We start from the raw sequence: 18,723 nt of genomic DNA on the forward strand, positions 1-18,723 counted from the left end.
GGTGTGCATGCGGGGTGCGGAGCCCTGGGGGCGGGTCTCAGGCGGGCCAGGGGCCGGCGGGAAGGTCCGGGCCCGGCCCCGGTCGGTGACCGAGACGGGACCGGCGCTGACCGGAGGCGAGCGGCGTCAGAGGAGGCCGCTCGTCAGCGGACCTGCGGGACCGGTGCTGTCGATCACCAGGGTGCTGGAGTAGGTCCCGTCGTACTCGTCGACCCCTGATTCTTCCTCGATGCCCGTCTCGACGATGGCCCAGATCATGAAGGCGATGAAGATCAGGGCGATGACGAGGCCGATGGAGCCGAGGATGATGCCCGCGAGCGCCTGACCGGGATTGGTGGCCTGGCCCCTGCTCACACGCTTCCGGCCGATGACACCGAAGATCAGGGCCAGGACGCCGAGGACGAGACCGACGATGCCGTACACGCAGAACAGGGCGACGGAGAGGATGCCGAGCACCAACGAGGCGACGCCCATGTTGTTCTGCGGGACGCCCATGGCGTTCGGCCCGAGGGCACCGGCATGCCAGCCGCTCTGGGGGTAGCCGGGATAGGGGGCGTACGCGCCGTACGGCTGGACGGCGCCCGGTACGGTGTGAGCCGGGTTCGGGGTTCCGGGGTAGCCGTAGGGACCCGCCGCGGGCTGAGCCGGCCCGCCGGGGGCGATCGGGGGCGGCGGCACCGCGCCCGCATCGCCGAGCGGATCGACGCCGGGCATCGAGGTCACGGTCGGCATGTTGTGCACATGCGGGCTCGGCGGAGCCGGTGCCCCGGAGGGCTTGTCCAGCGGTACGCCGCCCTGCGAGGGCGAGGAGGGGCCGGGCCCGGCCGGGCCGCCCTGTGCCGCGCTCTCCTCCGGAGGCGCCCAGGGGTCACGGTCGCGCGGGTCCGGTTCGCCCTGATGGTCTGCCATGGTTCTCCCCCCGATCGTCTTCCCCGTCATGCTACGCGGATACGGCTGTCGGGGAACGGCGGCCTACGATGATCCTCCGTTCATGTGTCCGATCACACGCCGGAGGAACCTGATGACCGACCTGCGCCCGTTCATCGCGGGACTCCCCAAGGCCGAACTCCATGTGCACCACGTGGGATCGGCGTCGCCGCGCATCGTCGCCGAACTGGCGGCAAGCCACCCGGACTCCAAGGTCCCCACGGATCCCGAGGCGCTGGCCGACTTCTTCACGTTCACCGATTTCGCGCACTTCATCGACGTCTATCTCTCGGTCGTGGATCTGGTCCGCACCCCGGAGGACGTACGGCTGCTCACCTTCGAGATCGCCCGCGACATGGCCCGGCAGAACATCCGTTACGCCGAACTGACCGTCACCCCTTTCAGCTCGACCCGCCGGGGCATCGACGAGCGGGCGTTCATGGACGCCATCGAGGACGCCCGCAAGGCGGCCGAGAGCGAGTTGGGCGTGCTTCTGCGCTGGTGCTTCGACATTCCGGGCGAGGCCGGTCTCGAAGCCGCCGAGGAGACCACCCGGCTCGCGGTGGACCTGCGCCCGGAGGGCCTGGTCTCCTTCGGGCTGGGCGGCCCCGAGATCGGGGTGGGACGGCCGCAGTTCAAGCCGTACTTCGACCGGGCGATCGCCGCCGGGCTGCGGTCCGTGCCGCACGCCGGTGAGACGACGGGCCCGCAGACCGTCTGGGACGCGCTGAACGTCCTGGGAGCCGAGCGCATCGGCCATGGCACCAGCGCCGCCGGGGACCCGCGGCTGCTCGCCCACCTCGCCGAGCACCGCATCCCGCTGGAGGTCTGCCCGACCTCGAACATCGCCACCCGCGCCGTCGCCGACCTCGAACTCCACCCGATCCGGCAGATGGTCGAGGCCGGGGTGCTGGTGACGGTCAACAGCGACGACCCGCCGATGTTCGGTACCGATCTCAACAGCGAGTACGGGGTCGCGGCCCGCCTCCTCGGCCTCGACGAGCGCGGTCTGGCCGACCTCGCCAAGAACGCGGTGGAGGCGAGTTTCCTGGACGCGGCGGGGAAGGCGCGGATCTCGGCGGAGATCGACGCGTACACACGGGCGTGGCAGGCGAACTCCTGAAGGCGGGGGCAGCTCGTGCGTACTCCGGCCCCGCCGGGACGCCGCCACCGCCCCCACTCTCCACCCTGGCTCCTCACCCCGGCATCCGGCATCCGCCCCGACACCCGACACCCGACACCCGACGGAAGGCTCGCGACGTACGGCGGACAATGACCGTATGAACTCCGTCACCGTCGTAGCGCACCGAGGCGACCCCTATCTCGTCCGCGAGAACACCCTCCCCTCGATCCGTTCCGCCGTCGCCCGCGGCGCGGACGCCGTGGAGATCGATGTGCGGCTCACCCGCGACGACGTGCCCGTGCTGCTCCACGACGCCACGCTGAAGCGGCTGTGGAGGCACGACCGTCCGCTGGCGGAGCTGACCCGCGCACAGGTCGAGGAGTCGACGCACGGCGGGGTGCCGACCCTCCGGGACGCGCTGGGAGTGCCCGGCACACACCGGATGATGATCGATCTGCCCGGAGCCACCGAAGACTCGGTGCGGAGGATCGTCGGCACGGTCCACGAGTGCGGCGCGGCCGACCGCGCGTACTACTGCGCCGGCCCGGCGACCATGCTCGCGGTCCGCACGGCCGATCCGTCCGCCGAGATCGCGCTGACCTGGACGTCGCTCGCGCCGCCGCGCCCGGCGCTCATCGAGGCCGTGAGGCCGCGCACGCTCAACTACCGCTTCGGCCTCATCGATCGGGAACTGGCCGAGCGGGTCCACCGGGACGGCATGCTGCTCTCCGCCTGGACGGCGGACACGCGTCGCACCATGCGCGGACTGATCGCGGCGGGCGTCGACTCCATCACCACCAACCGGGTCGGCACCCTGCGTTCCGTGCTCGGGCGGCTCGACTCCCCGGCCGGCCGACCCTCCTGAACACCGCCGTCCGGGCCTTCCGGCCCGATGGAACGGCGGGCGACTCCCGTTCGGCCGGCGCGCTGACCGCGATGACTCAGAGAAGCACGGAGGCACGGGTGGACAACCGGGTCCGTGCCGATGTCGCGCACAGCGCCGGACTCCGGTCGCGGTCCCGGCCGCACCGCCGCCGAGGCGCTCGGAACGGCCCGGCGGGACAGGGGGTTCACGGGATATCCGCCCGTACCCGGCCGGTCACCGGCCCTCGCACGTACAACACGTACAACAAGGGCCGGCGCCCCGCCGCACAACGCCCCGTCGGTCGACGCACAACGCCGGGCTCCGGTCGCGGAGACGCGCGACCGGGCGTGCCGGGCGGCGCCGGGCGTGCGGGAAGCCGGTACACCGACCCGCGCCCCCAAAGACGAAGGGGGCGGGGACCCCGCGGCCCCCGCCCCCACACGCGTACGCGTGCTACGCGTCCAGCGACGTCATCACGTGCTTGATGCGCGTGTAGTCGTCGAAGCCGTATCCCGACAGGTCCTTGCCGTAGCCGGACTTCTTGAAGCCGCCGTGCGGCATCTCCGCCACCAGCGGGATGTGGGTGTTGATCCAGACGCAGCCGAAGTCCAGCGACTTGGACATCCGCATCGCCCGGCCGTGGTCCTTCGTCCAGACCGAGGAGGCCAGCGCGTACTCCACGCCGTTGGCCCACTCGAGGGCCTGCGCCTCGTCGGTGAAGGACTGGACGGTGATGACCGGTCCGAAGACCTCGTTCTGGATGATCTCGTCGTCCTGCTTCAGACCGGAGACGACGGTCGGGGCGTAGAAGTAGCCCTTCTCGCCGACGCGCTGACCGCCCGCCTCGACCTTGGCGTGCGCCGGGAGCCGGTCGATGAAACCGGAGACCTGGGCCAGCTGGTTGGCGTTGTTGAGCGGGCCGAAGAGCACGTCCTCGTCGTCCGGCTGGCCGGTCTTCGTCTCGGAGGCGGCCTTCGCCAGCGCCGCGACGAACTCGTCGTGGATGGACTCCTGGACCAGGACGCGGGTGGCCGCCGTACAGTCCTGGCCGGCGTTGAAGTAGCCCGCGACCGCGATGTCCTCGACGGCCTTGGCGATGTCGGTGTCCTCGAAGACGACGACCGGCGCCTTGCCGCCCAGCTCCAGGTGGACGCGCTTGACGTCCTTGGACGCGGAGGCGGCGACCTGGATGCCCGCGCGTACGGAACCGGTGATGGAGGCCATCGCCGGAATCGGGTGCTCGACCATGGCGCGGCCGGTGTCACGGTCGCCGCAGATGACGTTGAAGACGCCCTTCGGCACGATCGCGCCGATGATCTCGGCGATCAGCACGGTGGACGCCGGGGTGGTGTCCGACGGCTTGAGCACGACCGTGTTGCCCGCGGCGAGCGCCGGCGCGAACTTCCACACGGCCATCATCATCGGGTAGTTCCACGGCGCGACCTGCGCGCAGACGCCGACCGGCTCACGGCGGATGATGGAGGTCATGCCCTCCATGTACTCACCGGCCGAGCGGCCCTCCAGCATGCGCGCCGCGCCCGCGAAGAAGCGGATCTGGTCCACCATCGGCGGGATCTCCTCGCTGCGCACCAGGCCCAGCGGCTTGCCCGTGTTCTCCGACTCGGCGGCGATCAGGTCCTCGGCCCGCTCCTCGAACGCGTCCGCGATCTTGAGAAGGACCCGCTGACGCTCGGCGGGGGTGGCGTCCCGCCAGGCGGGGAACGCGGACTCCGCAGCTTCCATGGCCGCGTCGACGTCGGCCTGTCCGGAGAGCGGGGAGGTGGCGTACACCTCGCCGTTCGCGGGGTTGGTGACGTCGATCGTCCGCCCGTCGGCGGCGTCCCGGAACTCCCCGTTGATGTAGTTGCGCAGACGACGCAGCTCGGTGGTCACTGTTGCCACCCTCCTGTCTGATCTCCGAATGGGTGGGTCCACCCAGGTTCATCCACCCTAGACGCACGAGTGACGCTTTCGACAGCCCCGACCCACCGCATCTTCGGATTCAGTGATATTCAAGCCGATCTGCAACGAATTTCATTGATTGGGGCTTGCCAGACGGACGCTCCCGGTGCAGAGTGAGTCTGTGGCCAGCCGAAGCGCAGATTCCAGGAACGGGTCCGCCGGGAACACACAGTCCCCGACGATCGACGCCGTGTCCCTCGCGATCATCGAGCAGCTCCAGCAGGACGGTCGCCGTCCCTACGCCGCGATCGGCAAGGCCGTGGGCCTGTCCGAAGCGGCCGTACGGCAGCGCGTCCAGAAGCTGCTCGACCAGGGCGTCATGCAGATCGTCGCCGTGACGGACCCACTCACCGTGGGCTTCCGCCGCCAGGCGATGGTGGGCATCCGCGTCGAGGGCGATCTCGACCCTGTGGCCGAGGCGCTGACGGCCATGGACGAATGCGAGTACGTGGTCATGACCGCGGGCTCCTTCGACCTGATGGTGGAGATCGTCTGCGAGGACGACGACCACCTGCTCGAAGTGATCAACAAGCGGATTCGCGCACTCCCCGGTGTGCGGTCCACCGAGAGCTTCGTGTACCTCAAGCTCAAGAAGCAGACCTACATGTGGGGAACCCGATAGCCGTGAGCCAGGACCTCTCCAAAACCGCCTACGACCACCTGTGGATGCACTTCACCCGCATGTCGTCGTACGAGAACTCTCCCGTCCCCACCATCGTCCGTGGTGAAGGCACCTATATCTACGACGACAAGGGCAAGCGCTACATCGACGGCCTCGCCGGCCTCTTCGTGGTCAACGCCGGACACGGCCGCACCGAGCTGGCCGAGACCGCGTACAAGCAGGCCCAGGAGCTGGCCTTCTTCCCGGTCTGGTCGTACGCGCACCCCAAGGCCGTCGAGCTGGCGGAGCGCCTCGCCAACGAAGCCCCCGGCGACCTCAACAAGGTCTTCTTCACCACCGGCGGCGGCGAGGCCGTCGAGACCGCCTGGAAGCTCGCCAAGCAGTACTTCAAGCTGAAGGGCCAGCACACCAAGTACAAGGTCATCTCGCGCGCGGTCGCCTACCACGGCACCCCGCAGGGCGCCCTGTCCATCACCGGCCTGCCCGCGCTGAAGGCCCCCTTCGAGCCGCTGGTGCCCGGTACGCACAAGGTGCCGAACACCAACATCTACCGCGCGCCGCTGCACGGCGACGACCCGGAGGCGTTCGGCCGCTGGGCCGCCGACCAGATCGAGCAGGAGATCCTCTTCGAGGGTCCCGAGACGGTCGCCGCGGTCTTCCTGGAGCCAGTACAGAACGCCGGCGGCTGCTTCCCGCCGCCGCCCGGCTACTTCCAGCGCGTCCGCGAGATCTGCGACCAGTACGACGTGCTGCTCGTGTCGGACGAGGTCATCTGCGCCTTCGGCCGGCTCGGCACGACGTTCGGCTGTGACAAGTTCGGCTACATCCCGGACATGATCACCTGCGCCAAGGGCATGACCTCGGGCTACTCCCCGATCGGCGCCTGCATCGTCTCCGACCGGATCGCCGAGCCGTTCTACAAGGGCGACAACACCTTCCTGCACGGCTACACCTTCGGCGGCCACCCGGTCTCCGCGGCCGTCGGCATCGCGAACCTCGACATCTTCGAGCGCGAGGGCCTCAACCAGCACGTCCTCGACAACGAGGGCGCCTTCAAGTCCACGCTGGAGAAGCTGCACGACCTGCCGATCGTCGGTGACGTCCGCGGCAACGGCTTCTTCTACGGCATCGAGCTGGTCAAGGACAAGACCACCAAGGAGACGTTCACGGACGAGGAGACCGAGCGTGTGCTCTACGGCTTCCTCTCCAAGGCGCTCTACGAGAACGGTCTGTACTGCCGGGCCGACGACCGCGGCGACCCGGTCATCCAGCTCGCGCCGCCGCTGATCGCCGACCAGACGACGTTCGACGAGATCGAGCAGGTGCTGCGGGGCGTCCTCACCGAGGCGTGGACGAAGCTCTAGCCACAGCGGCCGGTTCCGGGGCTCGGTGGTCCGGGACACGGCCGTCCGGAACCGCCGATCCGCGACCGTCGACGCCGGATCAGCCGTACGGACCCGGTGTCCGGAGCGTTTGCACGGCCCGGGTGCGCCCATCCGAGTGGATGGCGCGCACCCGGGCCGTGTGCTTCCCGGGACCCCGCATCCGGCTGCCTAGCGTGCTCGTGACCGATCAGGACCTGACCTCGTTCCCCCATACGGGGGACGACGAATCTGATCAGAACCGAGGTGTACGCCATGGTGGCCCCGCCGGACAACGATGTGATCTGGGCACGCTCCCTCCACCACGCCCACAACGGATCCCCCGCCCTCGACGGTGTCTCGCTCGGGGTGCGGGAGGGCGAGATCCTCGCCGTGTGCGGCCCGCGCGGCAGCGGCAAGACGACGCTGCTGCGCTGTCTGTCCGGGCAGCTCGTCGCGGACGAGGGCGAGGTGTGGTTCAACAGCTCCCCCGTGCACAAGCTGCCTCCGCCGCAGCGCGAGCGGCTGCGGCGCGAACACTACGGCTGGATCGGCTCCGAGCCCTGCCTCGTACCCGAACTGACCGCCTGGGAGAACGCCGCCCTCCCGCTGCTCCTGCGCGGCACCACCCGCCGCCGGGCCAAGACCGCCGCGATGGAGTGGCTGGAGCGCCTCGACATCGACGCGTGCGCCCGCCGCCGCCCGGACGCACTCAACCAGGCGCAGCGCCAGCGGACCGCCACCGCGCGGGCGCTGGTCGCCGAACCGTCCGTGCTCTTCGCCGACGAGCCCACGGCGACCCTGCACCGCGCCGACCGGGCCCAGGTACTGCGCACGGTGCTGACCGCGGCCCGCTCGCACCGGATCACCACCGTGCTCGCCACCTGCGACCCGGAGGTGGCGGCCCTCGGGGACCGTGCGATCACGATCGTCGACGGCCGCTGCGCCGGCTCGCCGGTGGCGGCCGACGCGGAAGGGCGGGCCGAGTGCTCGCTCTCCCTCTAGTCCGTGGCGCCCGCCCCCTGATCCTGCTGCGCCGGCTGTCGGTCGCGGCGGCATCGGCGGGTGTCGGCTTTCTGCTGCTGAGCGCCCTGACGTACGCGCTCGGCCACCCCGGCGAATCGGCGGCCTCGCTGCTGCGGCTCGCCTGGTGTCTGGTCCCGCTCGCCGCGACGGTGCACTTCGCCGTCGCCGTGGCGCGTACGGACCCGAGCACCCGGCCCCGCACCGGGCTCTCGGCGGTCGGGCTCGGCCCGCGCCGGCTCGCCGCGTTCGCCGCCGCCTCCACCGCCGTGTCCGGCACGCTCGGCAGCATGCTCGCCCTGCTGTTCTTCCTGCATCTGCGGGGCGATCTGACCGGTCTGCCGTTCGACGGGGCCGCGTCGAAGCTGCTGGCCGCCGACGAGCCGCTGCCGCTCGCCGCCGCGCTGACCCTGCTGGCGCTCGTACCGCTCACCGCGACGGTCGCCGCGGCGCTCGCCCTGCGCCCCCGTCCCACCCCGCCGCCGGCTCCCGCCCCCGACGGGCCTTCGAAGCCGGTGAGCGCGCCCGGCGGGCTGCCCTGGGGCTGTGCGCTGACGGCGGCGGGCCTGGCCGTCGGGACGTACGCGGCCCGTACGCACACCGGCGGGTCGCTGCCGCTGCCCGGAGAGTTCGGCTCCAACCCGGCGGGGGTCCTCACGGGGTGGACGCTCACCGCCGTGGGCCTCGCGATCGCGGGACCGGCGCTCACCCACTTCTGCGGCCGTCTCCTCCAGATGTTCGGACCCGGCGGGGTGCGGCTGCTCGCGGGCCGGATCCTGATGGAGGAGTCCCGCAGGATCGGCCGCCCGCTCGGGGTGGTGTGCGCGGTCGGCTCCGCGGCGATCGCGGCCTGGACCCTGTACGACGCGGGCCCGCGCCCCTTCGGTCCGCTGACGGGCCTCGGCGCGGCGCTGGTCGTGGCCTGTACGACCGCCACCCTGCTGACCTCCGCCGTGGAGGCCCGGAACGCCCGCGCGGCCACCACGGAGGAACTGCGCCGACTGGGCGCGCCCGCGAAGGCGCTGCGTGCCGCCGCCGCCCTGCGGGGGGCGGTCCTGCTGCTGGTCTTCGCCCCGCTGACCTTGGTGGTGGCGATGATGGCGGCGGTTCCGCTGAAGGGCTGAGACGGTCCCGCGAGGGTGGCCGTCACCTCGCGGGCGATCGAGTACCGGCTCTCCGCAGGATCGTCCCGCCGGCCGAGGCTTCCGAAGACGATTCCCAAGGGGACCGATCCGAAGGGGACCTACCGAAGGGGACCTACCGAAGGGGACCGGGACGACCGGCGGGCTCAGCCCAGCACCACCACGTCCTCGGCGGCGAAGATCACCCCCACCACGGCCCCGGGCTCCGGCGCGTCCCGCAGCGGCACAGCGGCCTCCAGGGGCGGACCGTCGAGAGGCTTCAGCCGTATCGCCACATGGTGGCCCCGGAACGTACGCCCCTCGACCGTGCAGCGCAGCCCCTCCTCGGCGTCGGCGAGGCGTACGCCCGCGGGCCGGACCAGCAGCCGGCACTCGCCGTCCCGGGAGCCGTCCGGCACGGGGATCTTCCCCCAGACCGTGTCCGCCGCGGCACCGCCGACCGTCGCGGTCACCACGTTGTCGAAGCCGAGGAAGCGGGCCACGAACTCGTCGGCGGGCCGCTGCCAGACCTCCAGCGGTGCTCCGGTCTGGGCGATCCGGCCGTCCCGCATGACCACGACACGGTCGGCGAGCGCGAACGCCTCCCCCTGATCGTGGGTGACGGCCAGCACCGTGGTGCCGAGCCGTCCGAACAGCTCCCGCAGTTCGACGACGAGCCGTTCCCGCAGGCCCCGGTCGAGCTGGCCGAGCGGCTCGTCCAGCATCAGCAGCCGGGGCTCGGGGGCGAGCGCCCGCGCCAGCGCGACCCGCTGCTGCTCACCGCCCGACAGGGCGGAGACGGCCCGCCGTTCGGCTCCGGGCAGCCCGACGAGCTCCAGCAGGTCCGCGACCCGGCGCCGCTGTTCCGCCCGCCCGGCACCGCGCATCCGCAGCCCGAAGGCGACATTGCCGCCGACGTCGCGCTGCGGGAAGAGCTGATGGTCCTGGAACATCAGACCGACCCCGCGCCGGTGCGCGGGCACCCTCGTCTGGTCGGCGTCCGCCAGCAGCACCCGTCCCGCATCCGCGCTCTGGAGCCCGGCGACGACCCGCAGCAGCGTGGACTTCCCGCTGCCGCTCGGTCCGAGCACACAGACGATCTCGTGCTCGGCGACCTCCAGATCCACCCGGTCGAGCGCGGTCCGCGCCCCGAAACGCACGGTCACATCGTCAAGTCCGAGCAGCGCCATCAGAACTCCCCTGCCGAGGTACCGCGGACGCGGACTCTCTCCAGCAACAGCAGCGCGCCCGCGCACACCGCCATCAGGATCGTGCTCAACGCCATCGCCTGCCCGTAGTTCAGCTCTCCGGGACGCCCCAGCAGCCGCGCCACCGCCACCGGCAGTGTCGGGCTGTCCGGCCTGGCGATGAAGACGGTCGCGCCGAACTCACCGAGCGACACGGCGAAGGCGAACCCCGCGGCGATCATCAGCGCCCGCCGCACCAGCGGCAGATCGACCTCTCGCCACGCCCTCAGCGGTGACGCCCCGAGCACCGCGGCGGCCTCGCGCAGCCGTCCGTCCACCGCCCGCAGGACGGGCAGCATGACGCGTACGACGAAGGGCACACCGACCAGGGCCTGGGCGAGCGGCACCAGGATCCAGGACGTCCGCAGATCCAGCGGCGGCTCGTCCAGGGTGATCAGAAACCCGAACCCGACCGTCACCGCGGAGACCCCGAGCGGCAGCATCAGCAGCGCGTCGAAGCCCCGGACGAGCCGTCCCGCCCGGCGGGTGAGCGCCACGGCGGCCAGCCCGCCGACGACCACCGCGATGAGGGTGGCGACGGCCGCGTACTGAAGGGAGTTGCGCACGGCTTCGATCGGCGGCACGAGGAACACGCCGCCGCGCTCGTCGACCGATCCGAGCGCCCGGTAGTAGTCGAAGCCGTAACCGGCGGGGGTGTCGAGCGAGCGCTCGACCAGAATGCCCAGCGGGACCACGAGAAGCAGCACGATCACGGTGAGCACCCCGCCCAGCAGCGCCCACTGACGGCCGCCGCGCGGCCGGCGTGCTGTCAGCGCCGGGTCCACCAGCCGCAGCGCGGTCTCCCGTCGGCGTACGGTCGCGGCGTGCACGGCCAGTACGGCTCCCACCGCCGCGAACTGCACCAGCGTCAGGACGGCGGCCGTCCGCAGGTCCAGCAGTTGGGCGGTCTGCCGGTAGATCTCCACCTCGAGCGTGGCGAACGACGGCCCGCCGAGGATCTGCACGACGCCGAAGGAGGTGAAGGTGAAGAGGAACACCATCAGCGCGGCGGCGGCGACGGACGGCGCGAGGGCGGGCAGGGTGACCTTCCGCCAGGCCGTGAACCGCCCGGCGCCCAGGACCCGCGCGGCCTCCTCCTGCCCGGGGTCGAGCTGCGACCAGAGCCCGCCGACGGTCCTGACGACGACCGCGTAGTTGAGGAAGACGTGCGCGAGCAGGATCGCCCACACCGTGGTGTCGAGGCGGACGCCCCACATCTCGTCCAGGACCCCGCCGCGCCCGAGCAGCGCCAGGAAGGCGGTTCCCACGACGACGGTCGGCAGCACGAACGGAACGGTCACCACCGCCCGGAGCAGCCCCTTCCCCGGAAAGTCGTAGCGCGCGAAGACATACGCGCCCGGCAGCGCGATCAGCAGGGTGAGCGCGGTCGAGGCGAGCGCCTGCCAGCCGGTGAACCAGAGGACGCTCTGGATGTCGGAGCGGCCCAGGACCTCGCCGATCCGGCCGAACTGCCAGACCCCGTCGGTCTCCAGACCGCGGCCGACGATGGAGACGACGGGGTAGGCGAAGAAGACGGCGAAGAACGCGACGGGCAGGGTCATCAGACCGAGCCGCGCCGCGTTCTCCCGGACCGCCCGCGTACGGCCGGGCTTCGCTACTTCACTACGAGCGAGGACCACGTCTGAATCCACTGCTCACGGTTGTCGGCGATCGCGTCGGGGGCGACGGTCCTCGGCTTGTCCACCACCGCGCCGAACTTCGTGAACAGCTCGGGCAGCTTCGTCCCCTCCACCACCGGGTTGACGAACATGTTCAGCGGCATGTCCTCCTGGAACTTCTCGGAGACGAGGAAGTCGAGCAGGGCCTTGCCGCCCTCCTCGTTCTTCGCGCCCTTCAGCAGTCCCGCGAACTCGATCTGACGGAAGCAGGTGCCGGTGGCGACCCCGGTGGGCGCTTGTGTCGGCTGCGGCTCGGAGTAGAGGACTTCGACGGGCGGGCTGGAGGCGTACGAGACGACCAGCGGCCGGTCCCCCTTCGCCTTCTTGCCGCCCGCGGAACCGGAGAACTCCTCGTTGTACGCCTGCTCCCAGTCGCCGACGACCTTGACGCCGTTCGCCTTGAGCTTCTTCCAGTACTCCTGCCAGCCTCCCTTGGAGGAGCCCTTCTCGCCGTACTCGGCGACCGTGCCGAGGACGAAGCCGAGGCCGGGCGAGGAGGTGGCCGCGTTCTCCGTCACGAGCAGGTTCTTGTACTCGGGCTTGAGCAGATCGTCGAAGGTCTGCGGGGGTGCGAGCTTCTTGTCGGCGAAGTACTTCTTGTCGTAGTTGACGCAGATGTCGCCGGTGTCGACGGGCGTGACCCGGTGCTTGTCCGCGTCGAGTTGAAGGGCCGCCGGAATCCCGGCCAGCCCCTTGGCCTCGTGCGGTGTGAACAGACCGTTGTCGAGGGCCCGCGACAGCAGGGTGTTGTCGACGCCGAAGAAGACATCGCCCTGCGGGGAGCCCTTGGTGAGGATCTCCTTGTTGAGCGCCTCACCGGCGTCACCGCTCTTGAGGACCTTGACCGTGTAGCCGGTCTCCTCGGTGAACTCCTTCAGCACGGCGTCGGAAGCGGCGAACGAGTCGTGGCTGACGAGCGTCACCGTCTTGGACTTCGCCCCGCCCGTCCCGCTGGAGCCGTTCGACGGCGAGTCCTTCGACTCTCCGCCGCAGGCGGCGAGCGTGCTCACGCCCAGCGCCGCGGCCAGTGCGGTGACCGTGATCCTTCTGGTGGTGCTCAATGATCAGTCCTCCTGGGGGTGGCCAGGAAGAGACGCGGCCCTGCCCGGTTCTCGAACGAGAATCCGGGCAGGGCGCAACAGCTTGAGTTACGACCGAACTTCCTACCCAGAATGACCTGGGCAAGGTTCAGAGGGTCTGCGGTCTGGTGGGTACCGCACTCTCAGCGCTGTGGCGCTCCCCTGTCGGATGTATGCAGATGTTTCCGGCACACCATACCCGGAGCGCCCCGAGGACCCGAGTGCGAGGTCACCGGTGCTGAGCGGCGTACCGGTCTCCTGTCGCGCCGGACCGCCGTATCGGGGTCGTATGAGCGCGGTATCAGGGACGCTTCGGGGGTGCGCCGGAGCCGCGTCGCGGGGGGCGTGTGGCGGATCAGCGCTCGGACGCGGCGAGCTGGCCGCACGCGCCGTCGATCTCCTGGCCGCGGGTGTCCCGCACGGTCACCGGCACGCCATGGGCGGCGATCGCCTCGACGAACGCCTTCTCGTCCTCGGGCCGGGAGGCGGTCCACTTGGACCCCGGCGTCGGATTGAGCGGGATCAGGTTCACATGGACCCGCTTGCCCTTGAGGAGCCGGCCCAGCCGGTCGCCGCGCCACGCCTGGTCGTTGATGTCCCGGATGAGCGCGTACTCGATGGAGATCCGGCGGCCGGACTTCGCGGCGTACTCCCAGGCCGCGTCGAGCACCTCGCGTACCTTCCAGCGGGTGTTGACGGGGACGAGGGTGTCGCGCAGTTCGTCGTCCGGCGCGTGCAGCGAGACGGCGAGACGGCAGGTGAAACCCTCGTCCGCGAACCGCAGCATCGCGGGCACCAGACCCACCGTCGAAACGGTGATCCCGCGCTGCGAGAGGCCGAGCCCGTCCGGCTCGGGGTCGGTGAGCCGTCGGATGGCGCCCACGACCCGTTTGTAGTTGGCGAGCGGCTCGCCCATCCCCATGAAGACGATGTTGGACAGCCGCGCCGGCCCGCCGGGCACCTCTCCGTCCCGTAGCGCGCGCATCCCGTCGACGATCTGGTGCACGATCTCGGCCGTCGACAGATTGCGGTCGAGCCCTGCCTGCCCGGTGGCGCAGAACGGGCAGTTCATCCCGCAGCCCGCCTGTGACGAGACGCACATCGTCACCCGGTCCGGGTAGCGCATCAGCACGGACTCGACGAGCGTCCCGTCGTGCAGCCGCCACAGTGTCTTACGGGTGGTGTCGTCGTCGCACGAGATGTGCCGCACGACGGACATCAGCTCCGGCAGCAGCTCGGCGGCGAGCCTCTCCCGGGCGGCGGCCGGGATGTCGGTCCACTGCGCCGGGTCGAGGGCGTACCGCGCGAAGTAGTGCTGTGAGAGCTGCTTGGCGCGGAACGGCTTCTCGCCGATCGCCGCCACGGCTTCCTTCCGCTCGGCGGGTGCCAGGTCGGCGAGGTGCCGCGGAGGCTTCTTGGCTCCGCGCGGCGCGATGAAGGTGAGTTCTCCCGGTGCGGGGGACATGAGCGGAAACTCCTCAGTAGGGCGAGGTCGGTTCACCTCCGCCGGCCCGGAGCCGACGGTGGGACGGTGCCGAAGCCCGGAGACCTCACCGGGTCACCCCCGCGGGTGCGGGGCAAGAAGGGCGTGCCGCTCGAAGCGGCACGCCCATCCAGGGTAACGGGTCCCGCTCCGCCGCTTCCTGCGAAGATCACCTACGGGGCCGCCGGGCCGATGCCGTCGGGACGGCGCATCCGGCCGGTCCGTACGGTGCCCGAGGCGTGCCGTCGCTCGTTCCGTACGGTGTCCGGTCCACGGTGTGCCCCGCCCGTGCCGTCACCCGGTCCGTACGGTGTCCGGTCCGCCGCCGGCCCGCCCCACGGCTACCGGCGCGCGGTATCGCGCCCCGTCACCCCGAACCCACGAACACCACCAGCAGCAACCAGACCACGGGCGCCGTAGGCAACAGCGAATCCAGCCGGTCCATGATGCCGCCGTGGCCCGGCAGCAGGGTGCCCATGTCCTTGATGCCGAGGTCGCGCTTGATCATCGACTCGCCCAGGTCGCCGAGCGTGGCGCTGGCCGCGACGGCGAGGCCCAGCAGCAGCCCCTGCCACCAGGTGCCGTCGTTGATGACGAACTCCATGCACAGCACACCGGCCGCCATCGCGAATCCGACCGCGCCCAGCAGACCCTCCCAGGTCTTTCCGGGGCTGATGCGGGGCGCGAGCTTGCGCTTGCCGAAGCGCCAGCCCACCGCGTACGCCCCGGTGTCGCTCACCACGGTGAGGACCAGGAAGGTGAGCACCCGCTGCGGGCCGTCGTCCGCGGTGAGCATCATCGCGACGAAGGTCGCCAGGAACGGAACGTAGAACGCGGCGAAGACCCCCGCCGTGACGTCCTTCAGATATCCCTCGGGGGGCTCCGTCATCCGCCAGACCAGCACCGCGAGCGCCGTAAGCGCCGTGGCGACCCACGCCCCCTCCGGGCCGCGGGCGTACCCCGCCACGACCATCGCCGCGCCGCCGACCGCGAGCGGCACCAGCGGGGCCTTGATCTGCTTGCGCTCCTCCAGCCGGGAGGTGAGTTCCCACAGCCCGACGACGACGGCGACCGCGATGACGCCGACGAACACCGCCTTGACGACGAAGAGGGAGGCGATGATCACCGCACCGAGGCCGACGCCGACCCCTATGGCGGCCCGCAGATCACGGCCGGCCCGTTTCTTCGCCCGGCCGGTCCCACCGCCGTCCCGCTTCCTCTTCGGCGGCTGAGGCGCCGGCTGCGGGCTGGGCATGGGCTCCTGGGGAATCTCGTCGCGGAACAGGGGGCCGCTCAGCCGGCCGGCCCCCTGGTCGTGGTCACGGTCGCCGCGAGCCGTGCGGTGGTCGCGATCGCTGGCATCACGGTCTTCGGCGTCTCTACCTGCGTCGGGGACGTCCGGCACGATGGGCATGGGCCGAGTCTGCTCTGCGTCAAGCTCATCGTAGGCGGGACCCGCCGAGTCGTACGCCGGACCCGCCGAGGCGGGACCCCGGTCGGGCCGTCGCCGCCTGCCGACGTAATCGGCCCGCTGCGGGGCCCCCCGGAAAGACTCGTTCATCAGACTTCGAGCAGCTCGGCTTCCTTGTGCTTCAGCAACTCGTCGACCTGCGCCACGTACTTGGCGGTGGTGTCGTCGAGCTCCTTCTCCGCACGGCGGCCCTCGTCCTCGCCGACCTCGCCGTCCTTGATGAACTTGTCGATCGTCTCCTTGGCCTTGCGGCGTACGGCACGGATCGAGATACGGGAGTCCTCGGCCTTGCTCTTGGCGACCTTGATGAACTCGCGGCGGCGCTCCTCCGTCAGCTCGGGGAACACCACCCGGATGATATTGCCGTCGTTGCCCGGGTTGACGCCGAGGTCCGAGTCGCGGATCGCCTGCTCGATGTTGCGCAGCGCGCTCTTGTCGAACGGGGTCACCACGGCCATCCGGGGCTCCGGCACGGAGAACGAGGCCAGCTGGTTGATCGGGGTCAGCGCACCGTAGTAGTCGGCCACGATCTTGTTGAACATCGCCGGGTGCGCGCGTCCCGTGCGGATCGCGGCGAAGTCATCCTTGGCGACCAGGACGGCCTTCTCCATCTTCTCCTCGGCCTCGAGGAGGGTCTCTTCGATCACCACTTGCTCCTGCGTGTCTTGAGTAGGCGGCCCGGCATGCAACCAACCGGTCGGGCGGAACCTGCGTCGCGTCTTTCCTGCACGGTGTCCGACCGGCAGGACTTTGTCTATCCCGGATGTCCTCCGGCGTCCGTCACCGGACCGCCGTCGGACACCCCCCGGAGTTCAGGCCCGGGTGCCCTGGTCACTCACGAGCGTGCCGATCTTCTCACCCCGTACCGCCCGCGCGATGTTGCCCTCGGTAAGCAGCTCGAAGACGAGGATCGGCAGCGAGTTGTCACGGCAGAGGGTGATCGCGGTGGCGTCGGCGACCTTGAGGTTTCTGGAGATGACCTCGCCGTACTCCAGCGCGTCGAACTTCACCGCGTCGGGATTGGCCTTGGGGTCGGAGTCGTAGACCCCGTCAACGCCGTTCTTGCCCATCAGCAGCGCTTCCGCGTCGATCTCCAGCGCCCGCTGGGCCGCGGTGGTGTCGGTGGAGAAGTACGGCATGCCCATGCCCGCGCCGAAGATGACGACACGGCCCTTCTCCAGATGGCGCACGGCCCGGAGCGGGATGTAGGGCTCGGCGACCTGGCCCATGGTGATGGCGGTCTGGACGCGCGAGTCGATGCCCTCCTTCTCCAGGAAGTCCTGGAGGGCGAGGCAGTTCATGACGGTGCCGAGCATGCCCATGTAGTCGGAGCGGGCCCGGTCCATGCCCCGCACCTGGAGTTCGGCGCCACGGAAGAAGTTGCCGCCGCCGATGACGATCGCGAGCTGCGCGCCGCTGCGGACGACCGCCGCGATCTCCCGTGCCATGGCGTGGACGACATCGGGGTCGACGCCGAGCCCCCCGCCACCGGCGAAGGCTTCACCGGAGAGCTTCAGCAGGAAGCGCCCGGCCTTCTTCACGTCGTGCTTCCCGTCGTGGTCGCTGTTGTCGCCGGCAGCCTGGTTGGCGTCCGCGCCCTTGTTCATGGAGATCTCCTCGTGCACATACGAGAAGGCCATTGCCGTGGGTGCTGGTGTCCCTCTCGGCAATGGCCTCCTCGTCAGATCTGCGGTCGTCCGGCGCTTCAAGGCAGTTGTGCCGCCTTGGGGCTCACGCGGCCGATGACTGCGTGAGAAACCCTATCGGGCTCCCGGATCGATCGCGTACTCGCGTCCTCGCGTACTCGCTCGTGTACCCGGCGTACTCGGGGTTCCCTCCGTACGCCGGTACCCGACCGTGCGCTCAGGCGCCGACGCGGATGCGCGCGAAGCGCTTCAGCGTGACACCGGCCTCGTCCAGAATCTTCTGGACGGTCTTCTTGTTGTCCTTGGCGAACGGCTGGTCGAGGAGGGTGACCTCCTTGAAGAAGCCGTTGACGCGTCCCTCGACGATCTTGGGGAGGGCCGCCTCGGGCTTGCCCTCCTCGCGCGAGGTGGCCTCGGCGACGCGGCGCTCCTGCTCGACGACGTCGGCCGGGACGTCCTCGCGGGTGAGGTACTTCGGCGCGAAGGCGGCGATGTGCTGGGCGATGTCCTTGGCCACCTCGGCGTCCGGCTTGTCCAGCTCGACCAGGACGCCGACCTGCGGCGGGAGGTCGGGCATCGTGCGGTGCATGTAGACGCCGACGTACGAGCCGGAGAACTGGGCGAAGCGCTCGAGGACGATCTTCTCGCCGAGGTTGGCGTTGGCCTCGTCGACGTACGCCTGCACGGTCTTGCCGGCCTCGATCTCGGAGGCGAGCAGGGCGGCGAGGTCGGCCGGGGAGGTCGCGGCCACGTGCGCGGCGAGCGTGTTGGCGACGGCCTGGAACTTGTCGCCCTTGGCGACGAAGTCGGTCTCGCACTTCAGCTCGAGCAGAACGCCGGAGGTCTTGTCCTCGGAGACGAGGGAGACGACGGCACCGTTCTCGGCGCTGCGGCCCTCGCGCTTGGCGACGCCCTTCTGCCCCTTGACGCGGAGCAGCTCGACGGCCTTGTCGACGTTGCCGTCCGCCTCGTCCAGCGCCTTCTTGCAGTCCATCATGCCGGCACCGGTCAGCTCACGGAGCTTCTTGACGTCGGCGGCGGTGTAGTTCGCCATGTCCTTGATCTCTTCTCGAAAAGGTCGAAAGTCGAAGATCCACCCGAGAGTCCGCGCAGA

At 70.5% G+C, this 18,723-nt stretch carries 16 protein-coding genes; 6 read left to right on the plus strand and 10 right to left on the minus strand.

What is annotated here, in order from left to right:
- Window positions 1–126: 126 nt before the first annotated feature.
- The gene (locus tag ACWEFL_RS30575) at window positions 127–909 is read right to left on the minus strand and encodes a DUF4190 domain-containing protein (RefSeq protein WP_451718752.1); all 783 of its coding nucleotides are present in this window, start codon (window positions 907–909) and stop codon (window positions 127–129) included.
- Window positions 910–1,021: 112 nt separating this feature from the next.
- On the opposite strand from ACWEFL_RS30575, the gene ACWEFL_RS30580 reads away from it, so the two are divergent.
- Window positions 1,022–2,050: an adenosine deaminase gene (locus ACWEFL_RS30580; protein WP_451718755.1), complete on the plus strand. Its 1,029-nt coding sequence runs from the start codon at window positions 1,022–1,024 to the stop codon at window positions 2,048–2,050.
- A gap of 157 nt (window positions 2,051–2,207) precedes the next feature.
- Complete coding sequence (locus ACWEFL_RS30585) at window positions 2,208–2,915, plus strand: glycerophosphodiester phosphodiesterase (protein ID WP_451718757.1); 708 nt, start codon at window positions 2,208–2,210, stop codon at window positions 2,913–2,915.
- Between the two features lie 453 nt (window positions 2,916–3,368).
- Here ACWEFL_RS30585 and ACWEFL_RS30590 read toward each other — a convergent pair whose 3' ends face one another.
- A complete protein-coding gene (locus ACWEFL_RS30590; RefSeq protein WP_451718760.1) occupies window positions 3,369–4,808 on the minus strand; it encodes a gamma-aminobutyraldehyde dehydrogenase in 1,440 nt (479 codons plus the stop codon).
- Between the two features lie 175 nt (window positions 4,809–4,983).
- Here ACWEFL_RS30590 and ACWEFL_RS30595 point away from each other — a divergent pair, with 175 nt between their 5' ends.
- From ACWEFL_RS30595 to ACWEFL_RS30610, 4 genes are all read left to right on the plus strand, one after another.
- A complete protein-coding gene (locus ACWEFL_RS30595) occupies window positions 4,984–5,499 on the plus strand; it encodes an Lrp/AsnC family transcriptional regulator (protein ID WP_451718763.1) in 516 nt (171 codons plus the stop codon).
- Window positions 5,484–6,863, plus strand: a complete 1,380-nt coding sequence (locus ACWEFL_RS30600) for an aspartate aminotransferase family protein (protein WP_451718766.1) — start codon at window positions 5,484–5,486, stop codon at window positions 6,861–6,863. The genes ACWEFL_RS30595 and ACWEFL_RS30600 overlap by 16 nt, the downstream gene beginning before the upstream one ends.
- A gap of 273 nt (window positions 6,864–7,136) precedes the next feature.
- A complete protein-coding gene (locus ACWEFL_RS30605; RefSeq protein ID WP_451718769.1) occupies window positions 7,137–7,865 on the plus strand; it encodes an ABC transporter ATP-binding protein in 729 nt (242 codons plus the stop codon).
- On the plus strand, window positions 7,847–9,007 hold the full coding sequence (locus ACWEFL_RS30610; protein ID WP_451718771.1) for a hypothetical protein: 1,161 nt from the start codon (window positions 7,847–7,849) through the stop codon (window positions 9,005–9,007). The genes ACWEFL_RS30605 and ACWEFL_RS30610 overlap by 19 nt, the downstream gene beginning before the upstream one ends.
- A gap of 164 nt (window positions 9,008–9,171) precedes the next feature.
- Here the strand turns inward: ACWEFL_RS30610 and ACWEFL_RS30615 are convergent, their stop codons facing one another.
- From ACWEFL_RS30615 to tsf, 8 genes are all read right to left on the minus strand, one after another.
- Entirely contained in the window at window positions 9,172–10,194 is a 1,023-nt protein-coding gene (locus ACWEFL_RS30615; protein ID WP_451718773.1) for an ABC transporter ATP-binding protein, read from the minus strand.
- Complete coding sequence (locus ACWEFL_RS30620; RefSeq protein ID WP_451718886.1) at window positions 10,194–11,813, minus strand: ABC transporter permease; 1,620 nt, start codon at window positions 11,811–11,813, stop codon at window positions 10,194–10,196. The genes ACWEFL_RS30615 and ACWEFL_RS30620 overlap by 1 nt, the downstream gene beginning before the upstream one ends.
- Window positions 11,814–11,866: 53 nt before the next feature.
- Window positions 11,867–12,991, minus strand: a complete 1,125-nt coding sequence (locus ACWEFL_RS30625) for a thiamine ABC transporter substrate-binding protein (RefSeq protein WP_451718776.1) — start codon at window positions 12,989–12,991, stop codon at window positions 11,867–11,869.
- 373 nt (window positions 12,992–13,364) lie between these two features.
- Complete coding sequence (rlmN, locus tag ACWEFL_RS30630) at window positions 13,365–14,474, minus strand: 23S rRNA (adenine(2503)-C(2))-methyltransferase RlmN (RefSeq protein ID WP_451718779.1); 1,110 nt, start codon at window positions 14,472–14,474, stop codon at window positions 13,365–13,367.
- Between the two features lie 385 nt (window positions 14,475–14,859).
- Window positions 14,860–16,053, minus strand: a complete 1,194-nt coding sequence (locus ACWEFL_RS30635; RefSeq protein WP_451718782.1) for a phosphatidate cytidylyltransferase — start codon at window positions 16,051–16,053, stop codon at window positions 14,860–14,862.
- Window positions 16,053–16,610 carry a ribosome recycling factor gene (gene frr, locus ACWEFL_RS30640; protein ID WP_451718785.1) on the minus strand — a complete coding sequence of 186 codons (558 nt, stop codon included), beginning with the start codon at window positions 16,608–16,610 and terminating at the stop codon, window positions 16,053–16,055. Before frr ends, ACWEFL_RS30635 begins: the two co-directional genes overlap by 1 nt.
- 165 nt (window positions 16,611–16,775) lie before the next feature.
- Window positions 16,776–17,570 (minus strand): UMP kinase, encoded by a 795-nt coding sequence (gene pyrH, locus ACWEFL_RS30645; RefSeq protein ID WP_451718889.1) that lies wholly within the window; start codon window positions 17,568–17,570, stop codon window positions 16,776–16,778.
- A gap of 256 nt (window positions 17,571–17,826) precedes the next feature.
- Window positions 17,827–18,663, minus strand: coding sequence for a translation elongation factor Ts (tsf, locus tag ACWEFL_RS30650; protein ID WP_451718787.1), 837 nt, complete (start codon window positions 18,661–18,663; stop codon window positions 17,827–17,829).
- Window positions 18,664–18,723 lie beyond the last annotated feature (60 nt).

The organism is Streptomyces sp. NPDC004838 (assembly GCF_053600955.1).